We start from the raw sequence: 23,687 nt of genomic DNA, 5'->3' as shown, positions 1-23,687 counted from the left end.
TCATCCCCCAAGACCCGCGCTGCGGACAATATCAGTCACGTTCCGGGTCATCGCGCGCAAGACCTCATCCCGGGGGCCGAAGGCGCGGCGCATCCCGCCCTCAAGGACCAGAAGGTTGTCACATTCGGTGATTGCAGCGGGACGATGGGCCATGATCAGCACCGCCCCCCCGCCCGCCTTCATCGCGCGCACGGCAAGGTTCAGCGCCAGGCTGCCATCATGGTCAAGGTGGGCGTTCGGTTCATCCAGCACCAGCAGGACCGGGTTTCCGTAAAGCGCGCGCGCCAGGCCAATGCGCTGGATCTGCCCGCCCGAAAGCCGTGACCCGTTTCCGCTGATTCGGGTGTCGTATCCATCGGGCAACGCCAGGATCATCTGATGCGCGGCGGCCTTCTGCGCGGCCTGCACGACCATTCCGGCGTCAGGGGCGGGCGACATCCGCGCGATGTTTTCAGCAATCGTGCCGTCAAACAACGCGACACGCTGCGGCAGATAGCCAATAAGTGTTTCCTGGACGTCGGGGCCATAATTGTCCAACGCCGCATCGTCCAGGCGAATCGTTCCCGCCGCCGGGCGCAAACCGGCACAGATGGCCCGGGCAAGTGTCGACTTTCCCGCCCCCGAAGGGCCGATCACGCCAAGTGCCTGCCCTGGTTCAAGATGGAAAGATACCATGCGCAGCGTCGCCACCTGCTGCCCGGGTGGAACGACCGTCAGATCGGCCACCTCCAGCAGGGCGCGGGGGCGGGGCAAGGCGGTGCGACCTGGGTCAGGCACCACATCGCCCAGAAGCCCCGACAGCCGCCCCCAGCCTTCGCGGGCGCGCGCGACCAATGGCCAGCCTGCGATCACCTGTTCGACCGGCATGAGCGCACGGCCCAGAACGATCGAGGCCGCGATCATCGCGCCCGCCGTCAATTCGCCACGCAGGACAAGCCAGGCGCCAAGCGCCAGCATCGCCGACTGCAGCAGAAGCCTGAAGAACCGGGTGAATGCCGCAAAACCCCCGCCAAGATCGGCGGCCCGCACCATGCCGGGCAAGGCGGCCATCCGGGCCACGTGCCAGCGGCAGAACCCGTTTTCCAGCATGCCCAGCGCCAGAACGGTCTCGGCCTCATCGCGCAGCTGATCCGCCAGACGCTCTGCCCGGGCAGATGCGCCATGTGCGGCGCGCAAGGGAACGGCGGTCAGGCGCTGGTTCAGAAGCGTCATCACACCAAGCCCCAGGGCCCCGGCGGTCGCAAGGATGCCAAGCCACGGGTGAAAGATGAAAATTGCAGCAAGGAACAGCGGAACCCAGGGCGCATCGAAAAGCGCAAGGAAGGCCGGCGCCGCCAGAAGCCTTTGGATGGCATCCAGATCGCGCAATGCGGCGGCGGCCGCGCCATCGGTAGGGGCCGTGGTGCTGCGCCGGACCGAGGCCGAAAATACCCGGGTTTCCAATGACCCATGAACGCGCAACGCTATGCGCGTCATGATCCGGCCGCGCGCATGATCCAGGACGCCCATCACCACGAACAGAAACAGGACAAGGCCAAAAAGCGCGGCCAGCGTCTCAACCGAGCGGGAGGTCAGGACGCGGTCATAGACCTGCAGCATGAATAACGGACCAGTCAGCATCAGCAGGTTCACGAAGGCGGAAAACACCAGCACCACCCAGAACAGCGAACGGTTCTGTGCCAGCGCGCTGCGCAATTCGGATGCGCCGTTGGGGCCGTTGGGATGCGACATGGGGTTTTCCATCTATTGTTCCGCTTGTGTCGCACCGAAGCGTAAAGTTCCGGTTTCCAGCCGCCCTGCCTTGCCACACCGGAAGGTGGCCACTAGGTATGCCTGCAGGCCGGGCCGGTTTTCGTCTGTCGGACACCCGGTTCCCGAAATGCCCTGTCGCATGGACCCTTGAAGGTGAAATTGTCATGAACAACCGGGTTTCCCAGCATTTTGCCCGCAGTCTGCCGGTTCTGTTTCTGCTGACCGTCACCGCAGCCTGCACGCCTGCGCCCGTCGCCCAAGGCATCGATGACCCCCATGAGGCCACGAACCGCCAGATTCATGCGTTCAACCGTTCGGTTGACCGGGCGCTGTTCTCGGGGGACCGGGGCGTGTTGCGGGGCGTCGGCGATCTGCCCGCGCCAATCCTGCGCAGCGCGTCGAACGCAGGCGGGCATCTTGGCCTGCCCGGGAAGGTAGTGAATTCGCTGCTGCAGGGCCGGATCGAGGATGCCGGGCAGAATGCCTTTCGGTTCCTGATCAACTCGACCTTCGGGCTGGCGGGGCTGTTCGATCCCGCCACTACGGATTTTGGCCTGCCCGAGGTTGATACCGATTTCGGCGAGACGCTGCATGTCTGGGGCTTTGGCGAGGGTGCTTATGTCGAGCTGCCGTTGCTGGGCCCCTCAACCGCGCGTGACACCGTTGGTCGCATCGTCGATGCGGTCATCGACCCGGTCGGCGCGTCGCTGGATGGCGATGATGCCAAGGTCGCGACGGGGCTGAACATCGCCTCAAAAGTCAGTGATCGGCTGCGCTTTGGCGACAGTGTTGATTCGATCCTGCATGAAAGTGCTGATAGCTATGCCCAGATGCGGCTGCTGTATTTGCAGAACCGCCGCTACGAACTTGGGATGCAAGCGGAGACAGATGCGGATGCCTATGACCCTTACGAAGACCCTTACGCGCAATGACCTGTCGCGCCGCGCGGCCTTGGGCGTGATCGGGGCCGGGGCGGCGGCGCTTGTCATGCCGCGGCCTGCCTTTGCGCTTAGCGATGCGCAGGCCCGCGCCCTGATCGACACCGCGTTGGGCGAGGTGAATGCCGCCATCGCCTCGGGCAAGACCGGCCCCGCGCTTTATGCTGATTTCGAACGGATCTTCACCCGCTATGCCGATGTGGCCACGATCGCACGTTCGGCGCTGGGGGTGGCGGCACGCAGCGCGTCCGCCGCGCAGATGCAGGCCTTCACCACCGCGTTCCGCAGCTATATTTCGCGCAAATATGGCCGCCGTTTCCGTGAATTCGAAGGCAGCCGGATCGAGGTGACCGGCGCGCGTCAGGTCAAGACCTTCTGGGAAGTGCGCTCTGTCGCCTTTATGAAGGGCGAAGCCCCCTTTGAGGTGCTTTGGCATGTTTCGGACAGGTCGGGGAAAAACCTGTTCTTCAACATCATCATCGAGGGGGTGAACATGCTCGCCTCGGAACGCACGGAAATCGGTGCGATGCTGGATCGGCGGCGCGGCAATATCGACCTGCTGATCCAGGATCTGAAGACGGCCTGATTACGGGTGACACAGGCGGGCCAAATGGCCCGCCGTTTCAATTCCCAAGGATCGTGCCCAGAACTTCCAGCAAGATGCGCTCGGCGATGTCAGGTTCGCGCCGGGGTTCGGCCTGACGGGACGGTGCCGGCACGACCGGTGCAGCCCCGCCATTCGAATAGACCTCGCCCTCGTACACCGGGGCGTTGCGGCGCCACTCCGACGGGTCGGCCATCGGCAACGGTGTTGCCGGAAGGCCCTTTTCGACGCGCAGCATCACCTCGCGCCAGATGTCGGCGGGAAGGCCGCCGCCGGTGACACCCGTCAGGGGGCGGTTGTCGTCATAGCCCATCCAGACGCCGGTCACATAATCGGCTGTGAACCCGATGAACCAGGCATCACGGGCCGCCTGGGTGGTGCCGGTCTTGCCCGCAACCTGACGGTCGGGCAGGCGCGCCCGCCCGCCGGTGCCGTTTTGGACCACCTGATGCATCATGTAGGTCAGCTGTCGCGCCGCCTGTTCGGAAATCACACGCTCGCCAATGCCGCCGCCCGCGCCGAACAGCGGCTCCGGGTCGCCCTTGATACGCAGTTCCGTCAGGCCATAGGGCTGCACCGACGATCCGCCGTTCAGGATACCCGCGAAAGCGCCGGTCATCTCGACCAGGGTCGATTCCGACACGCCCAGCGCCAGCGCCGGTCCATCGGCAAGGTCCGAGGCAAAGCCGAAATCGCCCGCCACCTTGCGCACCGCCTCGCGGCCCACAGCCTCGGACAGGCGCACGGTCGAGGTGTTGATCGAATGCGCCAGGGATTCAGTCAGGGTGATCGGTCCGCGGAATTCACGGCTGTAATTCTTGGGCGACCATGGGCCTGATCCCCTGACGTTGATCGTCAGGGGGGCGTCCTCGATGATGGAATCGGGGGTGTAGCCCATGTCCAGCGCCGCGGCATAGACGAAGGGCTTGAAGGTGGACCCCGTCTGCCGCTTGGCTTGGGTGGCGCGGTTGAAGGCCCCCGACACCTTGGTCTTGCGCCCGCCGACCATAGCCCGCACCGCGCCGTCGGCAGACATGACCACCACGGCTGCCTCGGCCTCGGAGCCTTCCTTGACCTTGGTCTTGAACACCTCGGCAAGCGCTTCCTCGGCAGCGGCCTGAAGCCGCTGATCCAGGGTGGAATGGATGATCACATCCTCGGTCGTTTCTGTGGTCAGGAAATCAGGCGCCGTATCCATCACCCAATCGGCAAAATAGCCGCCTGCGCGTTTCTGCGCCGCCTCGGACAGGATCGCGGGATTGGCGCGCGCGGCCTGCCATTGCGGATCGGTCAGGTAACCCTGTTCGCGCATCAGCGCCAGCACCATGCCCGCCCGGTCCTGGCTGCGTTCCAGGTTCGTCGTGGGGGCATAGCGCGAAGGCGCCTTCAGCAGACCCGCCAGCATCGCCGCCTGCTGCGGGTTCACATTGGCAGCCGAGGTTCCGAAATACCGCTGCGCGGCGGCCTCAAACCCGCGCGCGCCCGCGCCCATGTAGGCCCGGTTCAGGTAGATCGTCAGGATCTCATCCTTGGTGTATTTCAGTTCCATCGCCAGGGCGAAGGGAATTTCCTTGATCTTGCGCTTGATGCCACCGCCCCGGCAGTCATCCTCATAAGCGGCTTCGGTCTTCCAGATCGCGGGGTCATAGTCCACGCCCAGGCACAAAAGCTTGGCCACCTGCTGGGTGATGGTCGACCCGCCATTGCCTTCAAAGGGGCCGCGCCCCTCGGACATGTTGATGCGGATCGCGCTGGCGATGCCGCGCGGACTGACGCCGAAATGGCGGTAAAAGCGCCGGTCCTCGGTTGCGATCACGGCGTTCTTCAGATGCGGTGACACATTTTCGGCGGTGATCTGGCCGCCAAAGGTTTCGCCGCGCCAGGCATAGACCTTGCCTTCGCGATCCAGAAATGTGACGGACCCGCGGCTGCGCCCGTCCAGAAGCGCGTTCAGTTCGGGCAGATTGGCGTAGAAATAGGCCGATGCGCCGCCAAGGATCAGCGCCACGATCATCGCGATGCGCCAGCCGATCCCCCAGATCACCCGCCAGATCAGGCTTGCCAATCCGACGACCAGACCCCCGATCAGGCCCCGTTTGCGCGGCGCGCGCGCCAGCTTGCGCCGGGGGGGGCGTTTGCCACCCGATCCGCCGCGCGGGGAACTTCCCTTGGGGGCCGCCCCCGAGGGATAGCGCTTGTCTGCAACCAGGGGCGTCCGCCGCCCGCCCGATCCCGCCATATTCGCCTGATCCGATGCCTGTTGTTTTGGCGGTCACCCTACACGCCCCGCCCCCGATTGTGGAGCGGGTTTGGATCACGATTCGGTTTGGCGATCGCCCATAATTTGGGCGCTGGCCGCAATTTGTGCAAAAAATGTGCAACTTTTCCCGAACCGCCGGCGCCATCCTCGGCGGTTTTCTTGTGCTGCACCTGCGAAGGGCGCCTGCTGGCATTGTGGGGTGCCCGCCAATGGCACCGGAACGCTTGCTGACAAAGGAAGGGATGACGACGTGAAACTCATCATTGCAGCAATCAAGCCGTTCAAGCTTGAGGAGGTCCGCGAAGCGCTGACCGCCATCGGCGTGCGCGGCATGATGGTGACCGAGATCAAGGGCTTTGGCGCCCAGTCCGGCCACACCGAAATCTATCGGGGCGCGGAATATGCCGTGAATTTCGTGCCCAAGGTGAAGCTGGAAATCGTCGTGCCGGACCAGATGGCCGAATCTGCGGTGGACACGATCCGCAGTTCCGCCCGCACCGGCAAGATCGGCGACGGCAAGATCTTTGTTCTGGATGTGGCACAGGCGGTGCGGGTGCGCACCGGCGAAGCCAATGACGACGCGCTTTGAGATGCTGGGATCAGGGGAAAGAGACATGAAGAACCTTCCGAAACTTGTGGGCCTTGCCGCGACAGTCGCGGTTCTGGCCCTGCCCGCGCTGGCGCAGGATGCCGCGCCCGAGGCAACGACCGCCGCCGCCGTCGCGGTGCCGACCGATGTGGTCTGGATCCTGAATTCGCTTCTGTTCCTGATCGGCGGCATGCTGGTGTTCTGGATGGCGGCGGGCTTTGCGATGCTGGAAGCGGGGCTGGTGCGGTCGCGCAACGTGACGATGCAGTTGTTGAAAAACGTCTCGCTGTTCTCGATCGCCTGCACGGCCTATTACCTGATCGGTTATAACCTGATGTATCCGCTGGGAAACTGGTCCATCGGCTCGGATGAGACGGGCGGCTATCTGGGCGCCTTCGCCTTTGCCGCGCTGGAAGCGGTGGGCGTCGGTTCGGATGCGGTGGATGATTATTCCTACGCCTCGACCGGATCGGATTTCTTCTTTCAGGTGATGTTCTGCGCCACCGCCGCCTCGATCGTGTCGGGCACCCTGGCGGAACGGATCAAGCTGTGGCCGTTCCTGGCCTTCACGCTTGTTCTGACGGCGCTGATCTATCCCATCCAGGCCAGCTGGAAATGGGGTGGCGGCTTTCTGGATGCGATGGGCTTTCTGGATTTCGCCGGCTCCACCGTGGTGCATTCGGTCGGCGGCTGGGCGGCGCTGGCGGGCGTGCTGATCCTTGGCCCGCGGCTGGGCAAATACAAGGACGGCAAGGTCGTAGCGATGCCCGGGTCCAACCTGACGCTGGCGACGCTGGGCACCTTCATCCTGTGGCTGGGCTGGTTCGGGTTCAACGGCGCATCGCAGCTGGCGATGGGCACCATTTCCGACATGGCCGATATCAGCCGGATCTTTGCCAACACCAATGCCGCAGCCGCGGGCGGGGCACTTGGGGCGCTGGCGCTGACGCAGATCATCTACCGCAAGCCCGACCTGACGATGATCCTGAACGGGGCGTTGGCGGGTCTGGTCGCGATCACCGCCGAACCGCTGACCCCGGGCCTGGGCGCGGCCACGCTGATCGGTGCCTTCGGTGGTGTGCTGGTGGTTCTGACCGTGCCACTTCTGGACAAGCTGAAGATCGACGACGTGGTCGGCGCCATTCCGGTCCACCTGGTCTGCGGCATCTATGGAACCATCGCGGTGGTCTTCACCAACCCCGATGCGTCCCTGTCGGTCCAGCTGATCGGGATCGTGACGGTGGGTGTGTTCAGCTTCGTGATTTCGGGGATCGTCTGGCTGGCGCTGAAGGCAGTGATGGGGCTGCGCCCCAGCGCCGAGGCCGAATACCTTGGCCTGGACAAGGCCGAACTTGGGATGGAAGCCTATCCAGAATTCGTCAAGAGCTGACGCCTGTATCCATACCACGGACCCTGCCGAAGCCATTCGGCAGGGTCTTTCTTATCCCAACAGACCCTCTTGTTCCAAGAGCGCGACCGGGTCTGTCGACCGCTGCCAATCGACGCCGGACGACACGACACAAGACACCCCATCCGCACGCGTATACACCGCCGTCCAGGTGCCCATCACATCCGAGGCCCAAAGCTCGACCCGGCGGCCTGCGTCCAACGGCGACTGGGCGACTGGCGCCTCGGCGAAATCCTCGGACAGGGTTTGCAGCAGCAGCGGCCGGCGGTCGCAATAGGGGATGTCATAGGGCTGATCGGCGCCAATCCGGTCGATGTCATCAAAGACGGACAGATCGCCATAGCGCGCGCCCAGATCATCCATCGGCCGACCCGACGCGACGGAATCGACCCCACTGGTCAGGGCCACCTGCGTCACCTGTTCCTGCGCCGAAACCCCGATCACCGCAGAAAGCGACGCGGCGGCCGTGGTCGCCGCAAGGGCGGCAGCGGGAAAAACACTTTTCAGATAGACGCGCATCGGTCTGGCCTTTCGGTCTTGTCATCCTCTGTCCCCTGCTAACGCATCGCGCGTGGATCCGGTTCCCCGGGCCGCGGCGGCTTTACAGCGCGTCTGCGCAGCCGTAACTGTCGGCCGGCGCGGGCGGTGGCCCGGCATGGGTATGGGGGCGTCATGGCGAAACGGGCCTGGCAACGGATGCTTTCGGGACGCAGGCTTGACCTGCTTGACCCCGCGCCTTTGGACATCGAGGTCGAAGACATCGCCCATGGCCTTGCCTTCGTTGCGCGCTGGAATGGCCAGACACGGGGCGATTGGGCCTATTCGGTGGCCGAACATTCGCTTCTGGTCGAGGAAATCTTTGCCCGCGCCAACCCCGGGATCGGGGCGAAATGGCGCCTTGCCGCGCTGTTGCATGATGCGCCGGAATATGTGATCGGCGACATGATCAGCCCCGTGAAGGCCGCGGTCGGGCCCGCCTACAAGGAACTGGATGATCGCCTGACGGCTGCGGTGCATCTGCGCTTTGGCCTGCCCGCCGCCCTGCCTGCGCCGATCAAGAAGGCAATCAAGGCCGCCGACATGGTTTCGGCCCGGCTTGAGGCGGAACAGATCGCGGGGTTTTCAACGACCGAGGCGGATCGGCTGTTCGGCAAGCCCGATCCCCTGCTGACCCGGGGGCTGACGATCCAGCTTCGCCCCCCGGCCGAGGCGCGCGCGGCCTATACCGCGCGCCACCATGCGCTTATGGCGGAACGCACCGCCTGACGCGGATCAGCGCTTGCCACGTTCGCCCGCGAAACGCGGGCGCGGCGCAAAGCCGCCAATGGCGATTGTCATGACTTCGGCCAAGATACGGATCATTGATTGACCCTCCTTTTATCGTTGCGGCCCGGTTCTACGCTTGACGTGACACGAAAGGCGAGTCAGGAATTTTCAAAGACCTGAAAGATCAGCTAACAGATGACCGAGATCGACTGGCGCCGCATGCCGCCGCTGACCGCGTTGCGCGCCTTTTCCGCCACGGCGCGCGAGGGCGGTTTCAGCGCCGCTGCGCGCGCGCTGAACGTGACCCACGCTGCCATTGCGCAACAGGTCCGCGCGCTGGAGGACCATCTGGCCACCCCCCTGGTCTGGCGCGACGGCAAGCAGCTACGCCTGACACCTGATGGCGAACGGCTGGCCAAGGCGCTGACCGACGGGTTCGGGCTGATCCAGACCGCGGCGGAAAGCCTGCGCCAGGCAACCGCCGAACGCCCGCTGACTGTGACGCTGCCGCCCGCCTTTGCATCAGAATGGCTGATGCCGCGGCTGGCGCGGTTCTGGCGGCGCCACCCGGAAATTCCGCTATCGCTGTTGCCGGACCATCGCATCGTTGACCTGCGCGAAGCCGGCGCCACGCTGGGCATTCGTTTTGGCGACGGCACCTGGCCGGGCGTTGTTTCCGAATTCCTGACAGCGGCGCCGCAGATCGTTGTCGGCGCGCCGGACCTTCTGGGCGGGCGAACAGGTCTTTCGTTGCAGGACATGGCGAAATTGCCCTGGGTTCGCGAAGGCGACTGGCCCGAACAGATGCAATTGTTGGAATCGATCGGTCTTGATCCGGCAAAGCTTCGGTTCAACGAATTCCCGAATGAGGAACTTGCCCTGGCCGCAGCGCGCGAAGGACTGGGCCTGCATCTGGAAAGCGAGGCTTTGATCGAAGATGATTTGCAAAGCGGCGGGCTCGTCAAAATCCACGAGATTCGGGATGCAAGCCTTGGCTATCATGTCGTGCGGCTTCCCGGACCAATGCCCGAAGCCGCACGCATTTTCATAGACTGGCTGAAATCCGAAACAGCCGCCCGGAAATGAGCCGGATCAGATTGCCAGATCCGACAGCGATTTGCCCGCATCCAGTGCCTGCGTGACCCAGTTGGGCTTGCGTCCACGCCCGGTCCAGGTTTGCGAGGGATCGGCCGGATTGGCGTATTTCGCCGTGCCGGGTTTACGCTTGCGCTCACCCTGAATGGCCATCAATTCAGGCAGCGAAAATCCCATCTTGCGCGCAACTTCTTCCAGTTCAGCAAGGGCTTCTTTCTTTCTGCGGTCTTCATAGGACGCAATCGCGCGGTCAACCTGCGCGCGAAGCGTCTTGAGTTCGTTCAGGGAAAGGGCATCGATATTCACGGCAAGTCTCCGCATGAATGTGCAATTGCGCGATCGTATAAACATTTCGCGCAAGATCACAATGAAAACCTAAGCGTTTCTCACCGAAATACGGTTATTTCGGACTGCGCTTTGCAAGAATCCGCTGCAACGTGCGCCGGTGCATATTCAGCCGCCGCGCCGTCTCGCTGACATTGCGGTCGCACAATTCATAAACCCGCTGGATATGTTCCCAACGAACGCGATCCGCGCTCATGGGGTTTTCGGGCGGGGGCGGGTGATTGTCGGCACGCGACAAAAGCGCATTCGTGATGTCATTGGCATCGGCCGGCTTCGACAGGTAATCGGTCGCGCCAATCTTGACCGCCGCCACTGCCGTCGCAATGGCGCCATAACCCGTCAGAACCACGATCCGCGCATCGGGACGGCGTTCGCGCAACACCTCGACCACTTCAAGACCGTTCCCATCCTCAAGGCGCAGGTCGACAACGGCATAGGCAGGCGGCCGCGAAATCGCGATGGCCTTCGCGGCGGCCACGGTTTCGGCGGTTTCCGGAATGAAGCCACGCTTTTCCATCGCCCGCGCCAACCGTGTCAGGAATGGCACGTCATCATCGACCAAAAGCAGCGACCGATCGGTGCCCAATTCCGCAAACTCTTCTCCGGCCATGTCCATACCGCTCCTGCAGGGTTTAGTCAGACCTATGCCGGGAAACGGCCAAGGTCAATTTTCCTTTCGCAGCAATCCTATTTCGCACCGGCATCTATGAAACAAGCAACGCTTTGCGCCATGTCTTCGGGGGTGGTGTCGCGATTGAAGAATTCGACGAACCCGCTTTCGGGAAAAACCAGATAGGTCTGGGTGGAGTGATCGATCAGGGTGTAGGGGTCGCCGGGTGTCTGCACCTTGTAATAGGTCCGGTAGGCCTGGCTTGCGGCCTTGATCTGTTCGGGCGAGCCGGTCAACCCGATCATGCGCGGGTGCAGGACATCGGTGAATTCCGCCAGCAGTTCGGGCGTATCGCGTTCATGGTCGACGGAAATGAAAACCGGCGTCACCTCATATCCGCGCTCTTCAAGAATCATCACGGCTTCGGCATTACGCGCATTGTCCAGCGGGCAGACATCCGGGCAATAGCTGTAACCGAAATAAAGCAAAGACGGTTTGGTGATGACGTCCTTGTCGGTGACCATCGCCCCGGTTTCGGAAACAAGCGTGAACGGCCCCCCGATCGCTGCGGCGCCGCCGGCAACGGCCCCCTTGCGGCATTGGGCGAAAGGGTCCGCCTCGCCACCCGTTGTCGCGAACCAGGTCGCGGCGGCAAGACCTGCCGCGACGACGGCGGCGGCGGATATGGCGGCGGTACGAGGCTTGAATGACATTGGCTTTTCCTGACTGATCCGGATCGTCGCATTGATCGCGCATCGCGCAGTTACTATCAATGCTGACCCGCGAGAATGTGACAACAGGACCCAACATGGCAAACCGCCCCAGTTCAACGACACACCCGATCGAAACCCATCGGGACTGGGTCCGGCTGCGCACGCTGATCTTTCTGCGCTGGACCGCCATTGCCGGGCAGCTTGCCGCGATCTTCGTGGCCTGGTGGCGCTTTGACATCGCGCTGGATTTGCCGCTGTGCCTGCTGACGGTCGGCGCGGCGATTGCGGCAAACCTGGTGGCGATCTTCCTGTTCCCCGAAAGCCGCCGCCTGTCGCAGGCCGAGGCGATGGGCATGCTTTTGTTCGACACCGCCCAGCTTGCGCTGCTGTTGTCGCTGACTGGGGGGCTTAACAACCCGTTCGCGCTGCTGATCCTGGCGCCGGTGACGATTGCGGCAACCGCGCTTCAGACCCGGCCGACGCTGCTGCTGGGCCTTGCGACGATCCTGATGATCTCGGCCGCGGCGGTTCTGCATCAGCCGCTGGTCACCCGCGCCGGTGTGGTGATTTCGGTGCCGGGCGTGGTGGAATTCGGCTATTGGATCGCCATCGTGATCGGTGTGGTCTTTCTGGGGGCCTATACCCACCGGGTGGCGTCAGAAATCCACTCGATGGGCGATGCGTTGCTAGCCACGCAAATGGCCCTGGCGCGCGAACAGAAGCTGACCGATCTGGGCGGCGTCGTGGCCGCAGCGGCGCATGAACTGGGCACGCCGCTGGCCACGATCAAGCTGGTTTCGGCGGAACTGGCGGATGAACTGGATGACCGCCCCGAACTGCGCGATGACGCGATCCTGATCCGCGAACAGGCCGATCGTTGCCGCGACATCCTGCGATCGATGGGACGTGCGGGCAAGGATGACCTGCACCTGCGCGCCGCCCCCCTGCTGGCCGTGCTGCGCGAAGCGGCCGAGCCACACCTGGATCGCGGCAAGACGATTCACTTCGATCTTGCACCGGGCCCCGGCGGCAGCGTGCGTCAGCCGACGGTCTACCGCTATCCCGAACTGATCCACGCCATCCGCAACCTTGTGCAGAATGCCGTGGATTTCGCGCGCTCGACCGTCTGGATCGACGCGGAATGGACCGAGGGCACCGTGACGCTGCGCGTGTCGGATGACGGGCCGGGCTATCCGGCTTCGGTCCTTGGGCGGATCGGCGATCCCTTTCTTAGCCCGCGCCGCGAGGCTGACCGTGCCCGACGCCCCGAATATGAAGGCATGGGGCTTGGCCTGTTCATCGCCAAGACGCTGCTGGAACGCACCGGCGCGCGGCTGCGCTTTGCCAATGGAAAAGATCCGTTTCTGGACGATAGCGAACGGCCCGCACGCTGTGGCGCCATCGTTGAGGTGCGCTGGCCGGCGGACCGCCTGATCGCCCCCGACGCCGGGGCGCTGGGTGAAAACGTGCCGATTTCGGCCTGAGCGACGGATTAGTCTTAACGACGCCTTAACCATTCCCTGCGAAAGCTGTGCCGTCAGAACCCGGAAAGGATCAGGCATGGACGCTTCGTGGATGCTCGCACTGGCCATCGTGACAACCTCGATCGGCACCGCCCTGATCGCGCTGTTGTTGATCGGGCTTGGCCTTGGGCGGTTCGCTGTGCGCCCCCGCGCGGCTGCGGTGCAGCCTGCCCTCGAAGAAACGGTCTTCCTGTTCGACGATCAGGATCTTGTCGATGCGACGACACCGGCGCGCATGCTGCTTGACGCCGTTCCGATGGGCGGCAGCGACTGGGCGCGCCTGTGTGCCTTTGCCGCCCCGCGCTTTGCCGGTTTTGCCGAGGCGATGGCGACGCTTGCGGATCGGGGCAGGCTGGAACTTGCCTCGGCGCCCGGCATGGCACAGGGCGCACCGCTGCGGCTGATTGCCGAAGATGCGGGCGGGCTTGCGCGCATCACCTTGCACGACCCCAGCGCCGAAGGTCAGGGCGTTCTGGTGGACGCACTGTCCTACCGCGCGCTGGAGGAAGAGGTTGACCTGCTGCGCGCCGTCGCCGACCGTTCGCCGGTGCTCAGCTGGCGTGAAAATGCGCAGGGCGAGGTGATCTGGGCCAACCGGGCCTATATCCTGCGCTCGAACGCGCTCGACAATCCCGATGAGGTCTTGTCCTGGCCCCTGCCGCGGTTGTTCGATCTTGGCGCGCCCTTACCCAGCGCGGCGCCGCGTCGACTGCGCATCACCGCTGCCGATGATCGCGCGCTGTGGTTCGATTGCCATGCCTACCCGCTGGAAGATGGGGCGATCTGCTTTGCCCTGCCCGCAGACGCAACGGTTCGTGCCGAACGGGCCTTGCGCGATTTCGTGCAAACGCTGACCAAGACCTTCGCCGATCTGCCCATTGGCCTTGCCATCTTTGACCGGCAGCGGCAGCTTCAGCTGTTCAACCCCGCGCTGATCGACCTGACGCAACTGGGTGCAGAATTCCTGTCGGGCCGCCCGACGCTTTACGCCTTTCTAGACCGCCTGCGCGAGGCGCGGATGATGCCCGAACCCAAGGATTACCGCAGCTGGCGTCTGCAGATGACCGAGCTGGAACAGGCCAGCGCCGCGGGCTTTCATTCGGAAACCTGGTCGCTGCCCTCGGGGCAGACCTATCGGGTGACCGGGCGCCCCCATCCCGATGGTGCCGTCGCCTTTTTGTTTGAAGATATTTCCTCGGAAATCTCGCTGACCCGCCGGTTCCGTGCCGCGGCCGAGCTAAGCCATGAGGTCTTCGATTCCCTCGACGAAGCCGTCGCCGTGTTTCAGCCCTCGGGGGAATTGCTGATGTCGAACACCGCCTTCACCCGGCTGTGGCAATTCGACCCGGCCGAGACCCTGGGCTGCGTCACGTTGACCGATACGATCCGGGTGTGGCAATCCTTCAGCCTGCCGAACCCGATCTGGACCGCGCTGCAGGGCTATGCCAGCCGTATGGGCGATCGCCGCCCGCTTTCGGCGGGGATCGCGCTGCGCGACGGACGGCAGCTGTCTTGCCGGTTCCTGCCGCTGACGGGCGGCGGGTTGATGGCCTCGTTCCACATTCTGCCGACAGCTATTGGTCCGTCCGATGCGCCCCTCCTGCTGACCGAGGCGCTGTAACCCACAGACGCGGTGGCGCGCATTCGACTTGCGGCGGCGCAGGTGCAGGGTAAAACTGCGCCCATGCAGACCCGGCCGCCCCTGACCCTGACCCTTGCCGACGCGGATGCGACCACGCGTCTGGGCGCACGTCTGGCACCGCTTTTGCGCGCCGGCGACGTGGTTCTGCTGGAAGGGCCGATTGGCGCCGGCAAGACCCATTTCGCCCGCGCCGTGATTCAGGCCCGTCTTGCCATGGCGGGACGGCAGGAAGATGTCCCCTCGCCCACCTTCACGCTTGTGCAGGTCTATTCCCCCGATGTGCCCGAAATCTGGCACGCCGACCTTTATCGCCTTGGTCACCCCGATGAGGTGCTGGAACTGGGCTTGGATGAGGCATTCGCGCAGGCCATCTGCCTTGTCGAATGGCCTGATCGGCTGGGCGATCTGACACCGCGCAACGCGCTGACGCTTCGCTTTGCGGCCACGCCCGATGGCGCCGCGCGCGAAGTCTGCGCCACCGCCACGGACCCTCGCTGGAACGATGCCCTGGTCGAGCTGGCGCGTGCCGATGGGGCCGCCGCGTGACCGCGCGCAACGGGATCATCACCGCCTTCCTGGCGCAGGCCGGATGGGCCGATGCCGCGCGCGCGCCGCTGGCAGGTGATGCCTCGGCCCGCCGATACGAACGCCTGCGCCTGGGCAACCGGCCCGCGGTCTTGATGGATGCCCCCCCGGCATCGGGCGAGGATGTCACGCGCTTTTCGCGCATGGCCCGATGGCTGCTGGATCGCGGCTTTTCCGCCCCGCGCATCCTGGCCGAAGCGCCCGCGCAGGGCCTGTTACTACTGGAGGATCTGGGCGACGATCTGGTCGCGCGATTGGTGGCCGCCGATCCCTTGCGCGAGGGCCCGCTTTACGCGGCCATCACCGAAACGCTTGGCGCGCTGCACCGCCACACCCCGCCCGATTTTCTGGCACCGCTGGACGGGCCCGCCCTGGGCGATCTGGTCCGGCTGACGGTTGATTGGTATCTGCCCGGCATCGATGCGCCACGCACGCAGGCCGCCGACGATCTTGCCCCCCTGATCGAGGCCGCCTACGCAAGGCTGAACCGCGAGGCACCGGTTGTCGCGCTGCGCGATTTTCACGCCGAGAACCTTCTGTGGCTTCCCGACCGCACCGGCCCCGCCCGCCTTGGGCTGCTGGATTTTCAGGATGCGGTCGCGGCCCATCCGGCCTATGACCTCGTCTCGGCGCTGCAAGATGCCCGCCGCGATGTCTCGGCCCGAGTCGAGGCGCAGGAACGCGCGCGTTATGCCCAAGCAAACCGGCTGGAACAGGATCGTTTCGCGGCCATCTACGCGCTTTTGGGTGCGCAACGGTCGCTGCGTATTCTGGGCGTCTTCGCGCGGCTGTGCATGGCGATGGGCAAGGCGCACTATCTGGACCTGATGCCGCGAACCTGGGCCTATATCGAACGCAACCTGGCCCATCCGGATCTGCTGGATCTGGCGCGCGCGGTCGCTGCCGCGCTGCCACCGCCCACCCCGGACCGCCTTCAAAGGATCAAGGACCAATGCGGCCAACACCCGATGCGCTGATGCTGTTTGCCGCGGGGTTTGGCACCCGCATGGGCGCGCTGACCGCGACGCGCCCCAAACCGCTGGTCAAGGTGGCGGGGCGCCCGCTGATCGATCATGCGCGCGACCTTGTTGCCGGGGCGGGCGTGGCGCGTGTCGTCGCCAATACGCATTATCTTTCGGTACAGATCGCGGCCCATCTGGACGGTACCGACGTGCTGATTTCAGATGAAAGCGCCTGCATCCTGGAAACCGGCGGCGGCCTGCGCAAGGCGTTGCCGCTGCTTGGCCCGGGCCCGGTCTTCACGCTGAACACCGATGCCGTCTGGTCGGGGCCGAATGTTCTGCGGGCATTGCGCGCGGCATGGGACGGTGGCCGCATGGGCGCGCTGCTTGCGCTGGTGCCGCCGGATCGGGCCCTGGGCCACCGCGGCGCGGGTGACTTTTGCCTTGGGCCGGACGGGCGCATCACCCGCGGCCAGGGATATGTCTATTCGGGCGCGCAAATCGTCGATCCGGACGGGCTGGAAACAATTCCCGACACGGTATTCTCGCTCAACCGGCACTGGGACCGGCTGATCGCCGAAGGTCGCGCCTTTGGCATCGTGCATCAGGGCAGCTGGTGTGATGTCGGGCGGCCCGAAAGCATTGCCTTGGCCGAAGCCATGCTGGGCGGCAGCGATGGCTGATCGGCGTCTGTTTGCCCTGCCCTGCGGTGTGGATTTCCCCCGCGCGCTGGTTGCGGGGCTGATCGCCCGGCTGGGCGGTGGCCCGCCCGAAGCCCTGGCGCGGGTGCAACTTTATCTCAACTCGGGCCGGATGCAGCGCCGTGTGCGCGAGGAATTCGACCGTCAGGGCGCGGGCTTTCTGCCCCGCATCCGGCTGATCACGGATCTGGGGCGCGACCCGCTGGCTGGGCACCCGCCCGCCGTGCCGCCGCTGCGCCGCCGCCTGGAACTGGCGCAGCTGGTCGCCGGGCTGACCCACCGCCTGCCCGATTTCGCGCCGGGACAGGGTCTTTTTGGCCTAGCCGACAGCCTTGCCGCCCTGCTTGCCGAAATGCAAAGCGAGGGGGTGACGCCAGCGATGCTGGAACAGCTCGACATCGCCGAAACCCATGCCGAACACTGGCGCCGCAGCCTGGATTTCATCCGTATCGTCGCCCGCTACTTTGAGGCTGACGCCGCACCCGACGCCGAGGCCCGCCAAAGGCTGGTGGCCGAGGCACTAGCGGCGCGCTGGGCCACCCAGCCGCCCGCCGATCCAATCGTGATTGCGGGCTCGACCGGGTCGCGGGGGGCCACGGCGCTGCTGATGCAGGCGGTTGCGCGGCTGCCAGGCGGGCATGTGGTGCTGCCGGGGTTCGATTTCGACATGCCGGCGCAGGTCTGGGACAGCTTGCGCGATGGCGCCCTTCCGGCCGAGGATCATCCGCAATATCGCTTTGCGGCGCTGCTGAATGCGCTTGGGATGCGGCCTGCGGATGTGCAGGTCTGGCACGGCACCGCGCCCAGCGCCCCGCGCCGCAACGCGCTTTTGTCACTGGCCCTGCGCCCCGCGCCCGTCACCGACCAATGGATGCACGAAGGCGCGCAGTGGAACGACCTGCCCGGCGCGGTAGCGGGGCTATCGCTGCTGGAGGCACGCGACCCGCGCAAGGAAGCTCTGGCCATCGCCCTGATCCTGCGCGAGGCGGCCGAAACCGACACCCAGGCTGCGCTGATCACGCCCGACCGGATGCTGACCCGGCGCGTCGCCGCGGCGCTGGACCGCTGGGGCATCGTGCCCGATGACAGCGCGGGCCAGCCGCTGCCGCTGACCCCGCCGGGGCGCTTCCTGCGCCATGTCGCAGGGCTGCTGGGGCGCAGGCTGTCGCTGGAAAACCTGCTGATCCTGCTCAAGCATCCGCTGACGGCGACGGGCTCGGCCAGCCGCGGCCTGCACCTGCGCTACGCCCGGGAACTGGAACTGCACCTGCGCCGCCATGGACCGGCCTTTCCCGATGCCGACGCCCTGCGCGCCTGGGCCGACAAGCGCCCCGAGCCGGATCGGATCGCCTGGGCCAACTGGCTTGGGCAGGCGATCACCGGGCTGGATCAGGTCGCTGAAGCCCCGCTTTCTGCCTGCATAGAGACGCATCTTGCCTTTGCCGGCGCGCTGGCGGCTGGCCCCGGCGGCAGTGTCGAGGCCAGCGAGTTATGGCTGAAAGATGCCGGGCAGGAAGCCGCCCGCATCTTTGCCGAATTGCAGCGCGAGGCCGGTCACGGTGGCAGCTATACGCCCGCCGACTATGCCGATCTGGTGCAAAGCCTGCTGCAAAACGGATTGATCCGGCAGACCGAGGCCGCCCGCCCCGGCATTTCAATCTTCGGCACGCTTGAGGCGCGCATCCAGGGCGCGGATATGGTGATCCTGGCGGGGCTGAACGAAGGAGTCTGGCCGGAAATGCCTGCGCCTGACCCCTGGCTCAGCCGCCGGATGCGGCAAGAGGCGGGGCTTTTGCTGCCCGAACGCCAGATCGGCCTGTCGGCGCATGACTTTCAGCAGGCGATGGGCGCCCCGCAGGTGGTGATGACGCGCGCGCGGCGCGACTGCGACGCCGAAACCATCCCGTCGCGCTGGCTGAACCGACTGACGAACCTGCTGCGCGGGCTGCCCGATGCAGGCGGCCCCGAGGCGCTGGCCGCGATGCAGGCACGCGGCGCGGTCTGGCTTACGCGGGCCGATCAGATCGACACGCCCGCGCAACGGGTGCCGTCCGCGCGCCGCCCCTCGCCCCGCCCCCCGGCCGAGGCGCGCCCGCGCGAATTGCCAGTGACCGCGATCAAGACCCTGATCCGCGACCCCTATGCGATCTATGCCCAACGCATCCTGCGGCTGCGCCCGCTTGACCCGCTGCGCCCCGAACCCGATCCCCGCCTACGCGGGCAAGTGCTGCACCGGATCGTCGAAACCTTCGTGGCCGAACGCCCCGAGGATGAGCCGGCCGATGCCGCCGTGACGCGGCTGTTGCAGATCGCGGAAACCGTCCTGGCCGAGGAAATTCCCTGGCCCAGCGCGCAAAGGCTTTGGCTTGCGCGAATCGCCCGGATCGCACACCGCTTTGTCGTCGATGAACAGGCCCGCGCAGGCGAGGGCACGCCCGCGGTGATCGAAAAAAAAGGGTCGATCACGCTGGCCGCGCCGGTCTTTACCCTGACCGCCACCCCCGACCGGATCGACCTTTTGCAGGACGGGCGGGCGCATGTGCTGGATTACAAGTCGGGCAAACCGCCCAGCGACGCGCAGGTGAAGGCCTTTGACAAGCAACTGCTGCTGGAAGCGGGCATGATCGAACGCGGCGCTTTTGGCGATATCGGCCCGCGTGAGGTGGCCAGGCTCAGCTATGTCCAACTGGGGGGCGAAGGGGCAACGCGTGAGGTCGATGTCTCGGCCGAGGATATCCGCGAAACCTGGGCCGGGTTCACCCGGCTGATCGCGGCCTATCTGCGCCCCGACAAGGGCTTTACCGCCCGCCGCGCGCTGGAAACCACCGCGATTGCTGGTGATTACGACCACCTGTCGCGCTATGGCGAATGGGAAATCACCGAGGACCCCGAACCCGAGGATCTGGCCTGATGCAACGCGATGCCGCCACCGAACGTCAGGTTCAGGCCGCCTATCCGGGCAATTCCACCTGGCTGTCGGCCAATGCCGGATCGGGCAAGACACGGGTGCTGACCGACCGCGTGGCGCGCCTGCTTCTGGGCGGGACAGAGCCGCAGAAGGTGCTGTGCCTGACCTATACCAAGGCCGCCGCCGCCGAAATGCAGAACCGCCTGCTGCGTCGGCTGGGGGAATGGGCGATGCTGCCCGATGACCGGCTGCGCGATCAACTGCGCGAGTTGGGCGATGAAGGGCCGATCGCGCCGGACCGGATGGCGCAGGCGCGGCGGCTGTTTGCCAAGGCGATCGAGACGCCCGGCGGGCTGAAGATCCAGACGATCCATTCCTTTTGCGCGGCCCTGTTGCGCCGCTTTCCGCTGGAAGCCGGTGTGCCACACGGCTTTGTGGAAATGGATGATCGTGCCGGGGCGCTGCTGCGCGCCGAAATCCTGGAGGAGCTGGCCGCAGGGGCGGATCGTCCCGCCATGGACGCCTTGGCGCGCCATGCCGCGGGCGAGGGGCTGGATGGTCTTCTGGCCGAAATCAGCCGCAACAGAGACGGTTTTCCCGCCAGCCCTGACCGCGATGCGGCCCTGATGGCGTTCGGCCTGCCGCCCGGCTTTACGGCACAAGACCTGCTGGCCGAGGCGCTGCGCCCCGATGACATCCGGCTGATCCGCGACCTGCTGGGCCTGTTGCGTGACAGCGGCGGCAATGACGCGAAGGCGGCGGACAAGCTGGCGGCGGTGCAGGCGCCCACCCTGGCCGCGCTGACCATTCTGGAAGGCGTCCTGCTTTACGGGTCCGGCGCGAAAACCAACGAACCGTTCACCGCCAAGATCGGCGATTTCCCGAAGAAAGCCCTGCGCGAAGGCAAGGCCGCCGCCTTCATGCCCGAACTGGAAGATCTGATGGAACGGGTGCAGGACGCACGCGGCCGCCGGATTGCCCTTGCCGCCGCCGAACGCAGCTTGGCCCTGCAGACCTTCGCCGCCGCCTTTCTGCCGCGTTATATCGCGCGCAAGTCGGCACGGGGCTGGCTGGATTTCGATGATCTGATCGACCGCGCCGGGGCGCTTTTGTCGGACAGCTCGGTCGCGCAATGGGTTCTGTTCCGGCTGGATGGCGGGATCGACCACATCCTTGTCGATGAGGCGCAGGATACCAGCCCCGGCCAATGGGCGGTGATCGAACGGCTGGCCGATGAATTCACCGCCGGCGAAGGTGCGCGCGATGTGACCCGCACGATCTTTGTGGTGGGCGACCGCAAGCAGTCGATCTATTCCTTCCAGGGCGCCGACCTGCGCCGGTTTGAGGCGATGCGCGGCCATTTCGGCACGAAATTCGCCGCCGCCGGGCGCCCCTTGCAGGAAATGGAGATGGAATATTCCTTCCGGTCCTCGGGGGCGATCCTGCAACTGGTGGACCTGACATTCGACCGGCCCGGCACCGAGGGTCTCGGCGGGCGCACGCACCACATCGCCTTCAACGCCGACATGCCCGGGCGGGTGGATCTGTGGCCCGCCGTGGCAAAGGCGGAAAAACCCGAAGATACACCTTGGGATCAGGCGCTGGATCAACGCGGCGAAAATCATGAAACCGTGGTGCTTGCCCGCCGGATCGCGGCCGAGATCCGGCGCCTGATCGATGCCGGCACCCAGCTGCCCGGCCGGGACGGCACCAGCCCGTCGCGCGCCATTCACGAAGGCGATTTCCTGATCCTGGTGCAGCGGCGCAACGCGCTGTTCACCGAGATCATCCGCGAATGCAAGGCCGCCGGTCTGGCCATCGCGGGCGCCGATCGGCTGCGCCTTGGCGGGGAACTTGCGGTGCGTGATATCCGGTCTGTGCTGGCCTTCCTGTCGCTGCCCGAAGACGATCTGGCCTTGGCCGAGGCGTTGCGATCCCCGCTGTTTGGCTGGACGGAACGCGATCTGTTCCAGCTGGCCCAGCCGCGCAAAGGCTATCTGTGGGAGGCGTTGCGCGACAGCCCCGCCGATGCCGATACCGTCGCCATCCTGCAGGATCTGCGCGACCGGGCGGATTTCCTTCGGCCCTACGACCTGATCGAACGCCTGCTGACCCGCCACGGCGGGCGCGACCGGCTGATCGCGCGGCTTGGCCCCGAGGCCGAGGATGGCATCGATGAGCTGCTGTCCCAAGCGCTGGCCTTCGAACGCGCCGAGGTGCCAAGCCTGACCGGCTTTCTGGTCTGGCTGTCGGCGGGCGAGGTGGAAATCAAGCGTCAGCTGGAAGGCGCGGGCCGGGCGATTCGGGTGATGACCGTGCATGGCGCCAAGGGGCTGGAGGCGCCGATCGTGATCCTGCCCGATACCGCCAAGCGCCGCGATACCCCGCGCGACGAAATCTTTCGGCTGAACGGGCACACCGCAGTCTGGCGCGCCAATGCCGCCGAGGCGCCGCCCGAACTTATGGCCGAACGGGCCGAGGCCGAACAACGCCTGCGCGAAGAACGCATGCGCCTTTTGTATGTCGCCATGACACGGGCCGAAAAATGGCTGATCGTCACCGCTGCGGGCGATGTAGGGACCGGCGAAGACAGCTGGTATGCGCTGGTTGCCGAAGGCATGGACAAGGCCGGCGCCGTCACCGGGTTTGACGCGGCCACCGATCAGGCGGCGGGCGGGCCGGTGCGCAGGCTTGGCCTTGGGCGCTGGCCAGACCCGCAGCCCGCGCCCCGGCCTGCGGCCGCGGACGCCACGGCGACCCTGCCCGATTGGTGCCTGCGCCGCCCGCCCGAGGCGCAGCGCCCCGAAACGGCGCTTTCGCCTTCGGATCTGGGCGGGGCCAAGGCGCTGCCCGGCGAAAGCGCCCTGCTGGACGAAGAGGCCGCCAAGCGGCGCGGGCGCCAGTTGCACCTGCTGCTGGAACACTTGCCACAGCATCCGCAAGCCGACTGGCCGGACCTGGCCTTGGCGTTGCTGCAATCTGGCCCGGATGCGGCCAATCCGGGTGAAACAGAGCCTGTTCTGGCCGAAGCCCGCCGGGTGCTGCAGGCCCCCTTCATGCGCGAGTTTCTGGTGCCCGAAGCGTTGACCGAGGTTGAGATTACCGCCGCGCCCGAAGCCCTTGGCAGGCGTCGGCTGCATGCGGTGATCGACCGGCTTCTGGTCACCCCCGACCGTGTCCGGGTGCTGGATTACAAATCCAACGCCGTTGTCCCCGCCGATGTGCGGGATGTGCCGTTGGGCATCCTGCGGCAAATGGCGGCCTATCGCGCGGCCCTGATGCAGATCTACCCCGAGCGCGCGGTCGAGGTGTCGGTTCTCTGGACCGCCGATGCGACGCTGATGCCGCTGTCCGACGCACAGCTTGATGCGGCATTGCGCACAGCCACCGCATCTTGACGCGCCGGGGGGTGGGGCCTACCTTCGCGTCCAACCGATCTTGCAGGAGAGAGCCATGGCTACCGTCGCAGTCACCGATGCCACCTTCGACGCCGAGGTGCGCAATTCCGACATCCCCGTCGTCGTCGATTTCTGGGCCGAATGGTGCGGCCCCTGCCGCCAGATCGGCCCCGCGTTGGAAGAACTGTCCAACGAACTGGCCGGCAAGGTGAAAATCGTCAAGGTCAACGTCGACGAAAACCCCGACAGCCCCGCCGTTCTGGGCGTGCGCGGCATTCCTGCGCTGTTCCTGTTCAAGGACGGTCAGGTCGTGTCCAACAAGGTCGGCGCCGCGCCCAAGGCCGCGCTGCAAAGCTGGATCGAATCGGCTATCTGAGCCGCGTGAACA

General features: G+C 65.6%; 20 protein-coding genes. 14 read left to right on the top strand and 6 right to left on the bottom strand.

Annotated elements, in window-relative coordinates:
- Entirely contained in the window at positions 1-1,731 is a 1,731-nt protein-coding gene (locus MXB90_RS09215; RefSeq protein WP_250043866.1) for a type I secretion system permease/ATPase, read from the bottom strand.
- Between the two features lie 185 nt (positions 1,732-1,916).
- On the opposite strand from MXB90_RS09215, the gene MXB90_RS09210 reads away from it, so the two are divergent.
- A complete protein-coding gene (locus MXB90_RS09210; RefSeq protein WP_250043865.1) occupies positions 1,917-2,684 on the top strand; it encodes an MlaA family lipoprotein in 768 nt (255 codons plus the stop codon).
- Positions 2,653-3,276, top strand: coding sequence for an MlaC/ttg2D family ABC transporter substrate-binding protein (locus MXB90_RS09205; protein ID WP_250043862.1), 624 nt, complete (start codon positions 2,653-2,655; stop codon positions 3,274-3,276). Before MXB90_RS09210 ends, MXB90_RS09205 begins: the two co-directional genes overlap by 32 nt.
- A 37-nt stretch (positions 3,277-3,313) precedes the next feature.
- Here the strand turns inward: MXB90_RS09205 and MXB90_RS09200 are convergent, their stop codons facing one another.
- On the bottom strand, positions 3,314-5,533 hold the full coding sequence (locus tag MXB90_RS09200) for a transglycosylase domain-containing protein (RefSeq protein ID WP_250043860.1): 2,220 nt from the start codon (positions 5,531-5,533) through the stop codon (positions 3,314-3,316).
- Between the two features lie 271 nt (positions 5,534-5,804).
- On the opposite strand from MXB90_RS09200, the gene MXB90_RS09195 reads away from it, so the two are divergent.
- Together MXB90_RS09195 and MXB90_RS09190 are read left to right on the top strand one after the other, a co-directional pair.
- On the top strand, positions 5,805-6,143 hold the full coding sequence (locus MXB90_RS09195; RefSeq protein ID WP_250043857.1) for a P-II family nitrogen regulator: 339 nt from the start codon (positions 5,805-5,807) through the stop codon (positions 6,141-6,143).
- 25 nt (positions 6,144-6,168) lie between these two features.
- Positions 6,169-7,533, top strand: coding sequence for an ammonium transporter family protein (locus MXB90_RS09190; RefSeq protein WP_250043855.1), 1,365 nt, complete (start codon positions 6,169-6,171; stop codon positions 7,531-7,533).
- 51 nt (positions 7,534-7,584) lie between these two features.
- Here the strand turns inward: MXB90_RS09190 and MXB90_RS09185 are convergent, their stop codons facing one another.
- Positions 7,585-8,070, bottom strand: a complete 486-nt coding sequence (locus tag MXB90_RS09185) for a hypothetical protein (RefSeq protein ID WP_250043853.1) — start codon at positions 8,068-8,070, stop codon at positions 7,585-7,587.
- A 153-nt stretch (positions 8,071-8,223) separates the two neighbouring features.
- On the opposite strand from MXB90_RS09185, the gene MXB90_RS09180 reads away from it, so the two are divergent.
- Together MXB90_RS09180 and MXB90_RS09175 are read left to right on the top strand one after the other, a co-directional pair.
- A complete protein-coding gene (locus MXB90_RS09180; RefSeq protein WP_250043852.1) occupies positions 8,224-8,817 on the top strand; it encodes an HD domain-containing protein in 594 nt (197 codons plus the stop codon).
- A gap of 195 nt (positions 8,818-9,012) precedes the next feature.
- The gene (locus MXB90_RS09175) at positions 9,013-9,903 is read left to right on the top strand and encodes a LysR family transcriptional regulator (protein WP_250043844.1); all 891 of its coding nucleotides are present in this window, start codon (positions 9,013-9,015) and stop codon (positions 9,901-9,903) included.
- Between the two features lie 6 nt (positions 9,904-9,909).
- On the opposite strand, the gene MXB90_RS09170 is transcribed toward MXB90_RS09175, so the two are convergent.
- The 3 genes from MXB90_RS09170 to MXB90_RS09160 form a co-directional block, all read right to left on the bottom strand.
- Entirely contained in the window at positions 9,910-10,233 is a 324-nt protein-coding gene (locus MXB90_RS09170) for an H-NS histone family protein (RefSeq protein ID WP_250043922.1), read from the bottom strand.
- A gap of 79 nt (positions 10,234-10,312) precedes the next feature.
- The gene (locus MXB90_RS09165) at positions 10,313-10,867 is read right to left on the bottom strand and encodes an ActR/PrrA/RegA family redox response regulator transcription factor (protein WP_250043841.1); all 555 of its coding nucleotides are present in this window, start codon (positions 10,865-10,867) and stop codon (positions 10,313-10,315) included.
- 77 nt (positions 10,868-10,944) lie between these two features.
- Positions 10,945-11,580 (bottom strand): SCO family protein, encoded by a 636-nt coding sequence (locus MXB90_RS09160; protein WP_250043839.1) that lies wholly within the window; start codon positions 11,578-11,580, stop codon positions 10,945-10,947.
- A gap of 95 nt (positions 11,581-11,675) precedes the next feature.
- Between MXB90_RS09160 and regB the strand changes: the two genes are divergently transcribed.
- The 8 genes from regB to trxA all read left to right on the top strand — a co-directional run bounded on the left by regB (position 11,676) and on the right by trxA (position 23,675).
- Positions 11,676-13,064, top strand: coding sequence for a sensor histidine kinase RegB (gene regB / locus MXB90_RS09155; protein WP_250043837.1), 1,389 nt, complete (start codon positions 11,676-11,678; stop codon positions 13,062-13,064).
- Between the two features lie 76 nt (positions 13,065-13,140).
- Positions 13,141-14,724 carry a PAS-domain containing protein gene (locus MXB90_RS09150; protein ID WP_250043834.1) on the top strand — a complete coding sequence of 528 codons (1,584 nt, stop codon included), beginning with the start codon at positions 13,141-13,143 and terminating at the stop codon, positions 14,722-14,724.
- Between the two features lie 63 nt (positions 14,725-14,787).
- Complete coding sequence (tsaE, locus tag MXB90_RS09145) at positions 14,788-15,291, top strand: tRNA (adenosine(37)-N6)-threonylcarbamoyltransferase complex ATPase subunit type 1 TsaE (protein ID WP_250043831.1); 504 nt, start codon at positions 14,788-14,790, stop codon at positions 15,289-15,291.
- Positions 15,288-16,307 carry an aminoglycoside phosphotransferase family protein gene (locus tag MXB90_RS09140; protein WP_250043821.1) on the top strand — a complete coding sequence of 340 codons (1,020 nt, stop codon included), beginning with the start codon at positions 15,288-15,290 and terminating at the stop codon, positions 16,305-16,307. Before tsaE ends, MXB90_RS09140 begins: the two co-directional genes overlap by 4 nt.
- Positions 16,283-16,975: a nucleotidyltransferase family protein gene (locus MXB90_RS09135; protein WP_250043819.1), complete on the top strand. Its 693-nt coding sequence runs from the start codon at positions 16,283-16,285 to the stop codon at positions 16,973-16,975. The genes MXB90_RS09140 and MXB90_RS09135 overlap by 25 nt, the downstream gene beginning before the upstream one ends.
- Positions 16,968-19,904: a double-strand break repair protein AddB gene (addB, locus tag MXB90_RS09130; protein ID WP_250043816.1), complete on the top strand. Its 2,937-nt coding sequence runs from the start codon at positions 16,968-16,970 to the stop codon at positions 19,902-19,904. Before MXB90_RS09135 ends, addB begins: the two co-directional genes overlap by 8 nt.
- The gene (addA, locus tag MXB90_RS09125; RefSeq protein ID WP_250043814.1) at positions 19,904-23,299 is read left to right on the top strand and encodes a double-strand break repair helicase AddA; all 3,396 of its coding nucleotides are present in this window, start codon (positions 19,904-19,906) and stop codon (positions 23,297-23,299) included. The genes addB and addA overlap by 1 nt, the downstream gene beginning before the upstream one ends.
- A 55-nt stretch (positions 23,300-23,354) precedes the next feature.
- A complete protein-coding gene (gene trxA, locus MXB90_RS09120; RefSeq protein WP_250043812.1) occupies positions 23,355-23,675 on the top strand; it encodes a thioredoxin in 321 nt (106 codons plus the stop codon).
- Positions 23,676-23,687 lie beyond the last annotated feature (12 nt).

Source organism: Phaeovulum molybdatiresistens (genome assembly GCF_023544865.1).
Taxonomy (GTDB): domain Bacteria; phylum Pseudomonadota; class Alphaproteobacteria; order Rhodobacterales; family Rhodobacteraceae; genus Pontitalea.
This window is presented reverse-complemented; position numbering and strand designations above follow the sequence as displayed.

What these genes read in the sequence shown, in the direction of transcription:
- MXB90_RS09135 (WP_250043819.1), top strand. Translation starts at nt 16,283, where the DNA reads ATGCGGCCAACACCCGATGCGCTGATGCTGTTTGCCGCGGGGTTTGGC.
- addB (WP_250043816.1), top strand. Translation starts at nt 16,968, where the DNA reads ATGGCTGATCGGCGTCTGTTTGCCCTGCCCTGCGGTGTGGATTTCCCC.
- MXB90_RS09200 (WP_250043860.1), bottom strand. Translation starts at nt 5,533, where the DNA reads ATGGCGGGATCGGGCGGGCGGCGGACGCCCCTGGTTGCAGACAAGCGC.
- MXB90_RS09215 (WP_250043866.1), bottom strand. Translation starts at nt 1,731, where the DNA reads ATGTCGCATCCCAACGGCCCCAACGGCGCATCCGAATTGCGCAGCGCG.
- regB (WP_250043837.1), top strand. Translation starts at nt 11,676, where the DNA reads ATGGCAAACCGCCCCAGTTCAACGACACACCCGATCGAAACCCATCGG.
- addA (WP_250043814.1), top strand. Translation starts at nt 19,904, where the DNA reads ATGCAACGCGATGCCGCCACCGAACGTCAGGTTCAGGCCGCCTATCCG.
- MXB90_RS09175 (WP_250043844.1), top strand. Translation starts at nt 9,013, where the DNA reads ATGACCGAGATCGACTGGCGCCGCATGCCGCCGCTGACCGCGTTGCGC.
- MXB90_RS09205 (WP_250043862.1), top strand. Translation starts at nt 2,653, where the DNA reads ATGACCCTTACGAAGACCCTTACGCGCAATGACCTGTCGCGCCGCGCG.
- MXB90_RS09165 (WP_250043841.1), bottom strand. Translation starts at nt 10,867, where the DNA reads ATGGCCGGAGAAGAGTTTGCGGAATTGGGCACCGATCGGTCGCTGCTT.
- MXB90_RS09150 (WP_250043834.1), top strand. Translation starts at nt 13,141, where the DNA reads ATGGACGCTTCGTGGATGCTCGCACTGGCCATCGTGACAACCTCGATC.
- tsaE (WP_250043831.1), top strand. Translation starts at nt 14,788, where the DNA reads ATGCAGACCCGGCCGCCCCTGACCCTGACCCTTGCCGACGCGGATGCG.
- MXB90_RS09210 (WP_250043865.1), top strand. Translation starts at nt 1,917, where the DNA reads ATGAACAACCGGGTTTCCCAGCATTTTGCCCGCAGTCTGCCGGTTCTG.
- MXB90_RS09160 (WP_250043839.1), bottom strand. Translation starts at nt 11,580, where the DNA reads ATGTCATTCAAGCCTCGTACCGCCGCCATATCCGCCGCCGCCGTCGTC.
- trxA (WP_250043812.1), top strand. Translation starts at nt 23,355, where the DNA reads ATGGCTACCGTCGCAGTCACCGATGCCACCTTCGACGCCGAGGTGCGC.
- MXB90_RS09170 (WP_250043922.1), bottom strand. Translation starts at nt 10,233, where the DNA reads ATGCGGAGACTTGCCGTGAATATCGATGCCCTTTCCCTGAACGAACTC.
- MXB90_RS09185 (WP_250043853.1), bottom strand. Translation starts at nt 8,070, where the DNA reads ATGCGCGTCTATCTGAAAAGTGTTTTTCCCGCTGCCGCCCTTGCGGCG.
- MXB90_RS09190 (WP_250043855.1), top strand. Translation starts at nt 6,169, where the DNA reads ATGAAGAACCTTCCGAAACTTGTGGGCCTTGCCGCGACAGTCGCGGTT.
- MXB90_RS09180 (WP_250043852.1), top strand. Translation starts at nt 8,224, where the DNA reads ATGGCGAAACGGGCCTGGCAACGGATGCTTTCGGGACGCAGGCTTGAC.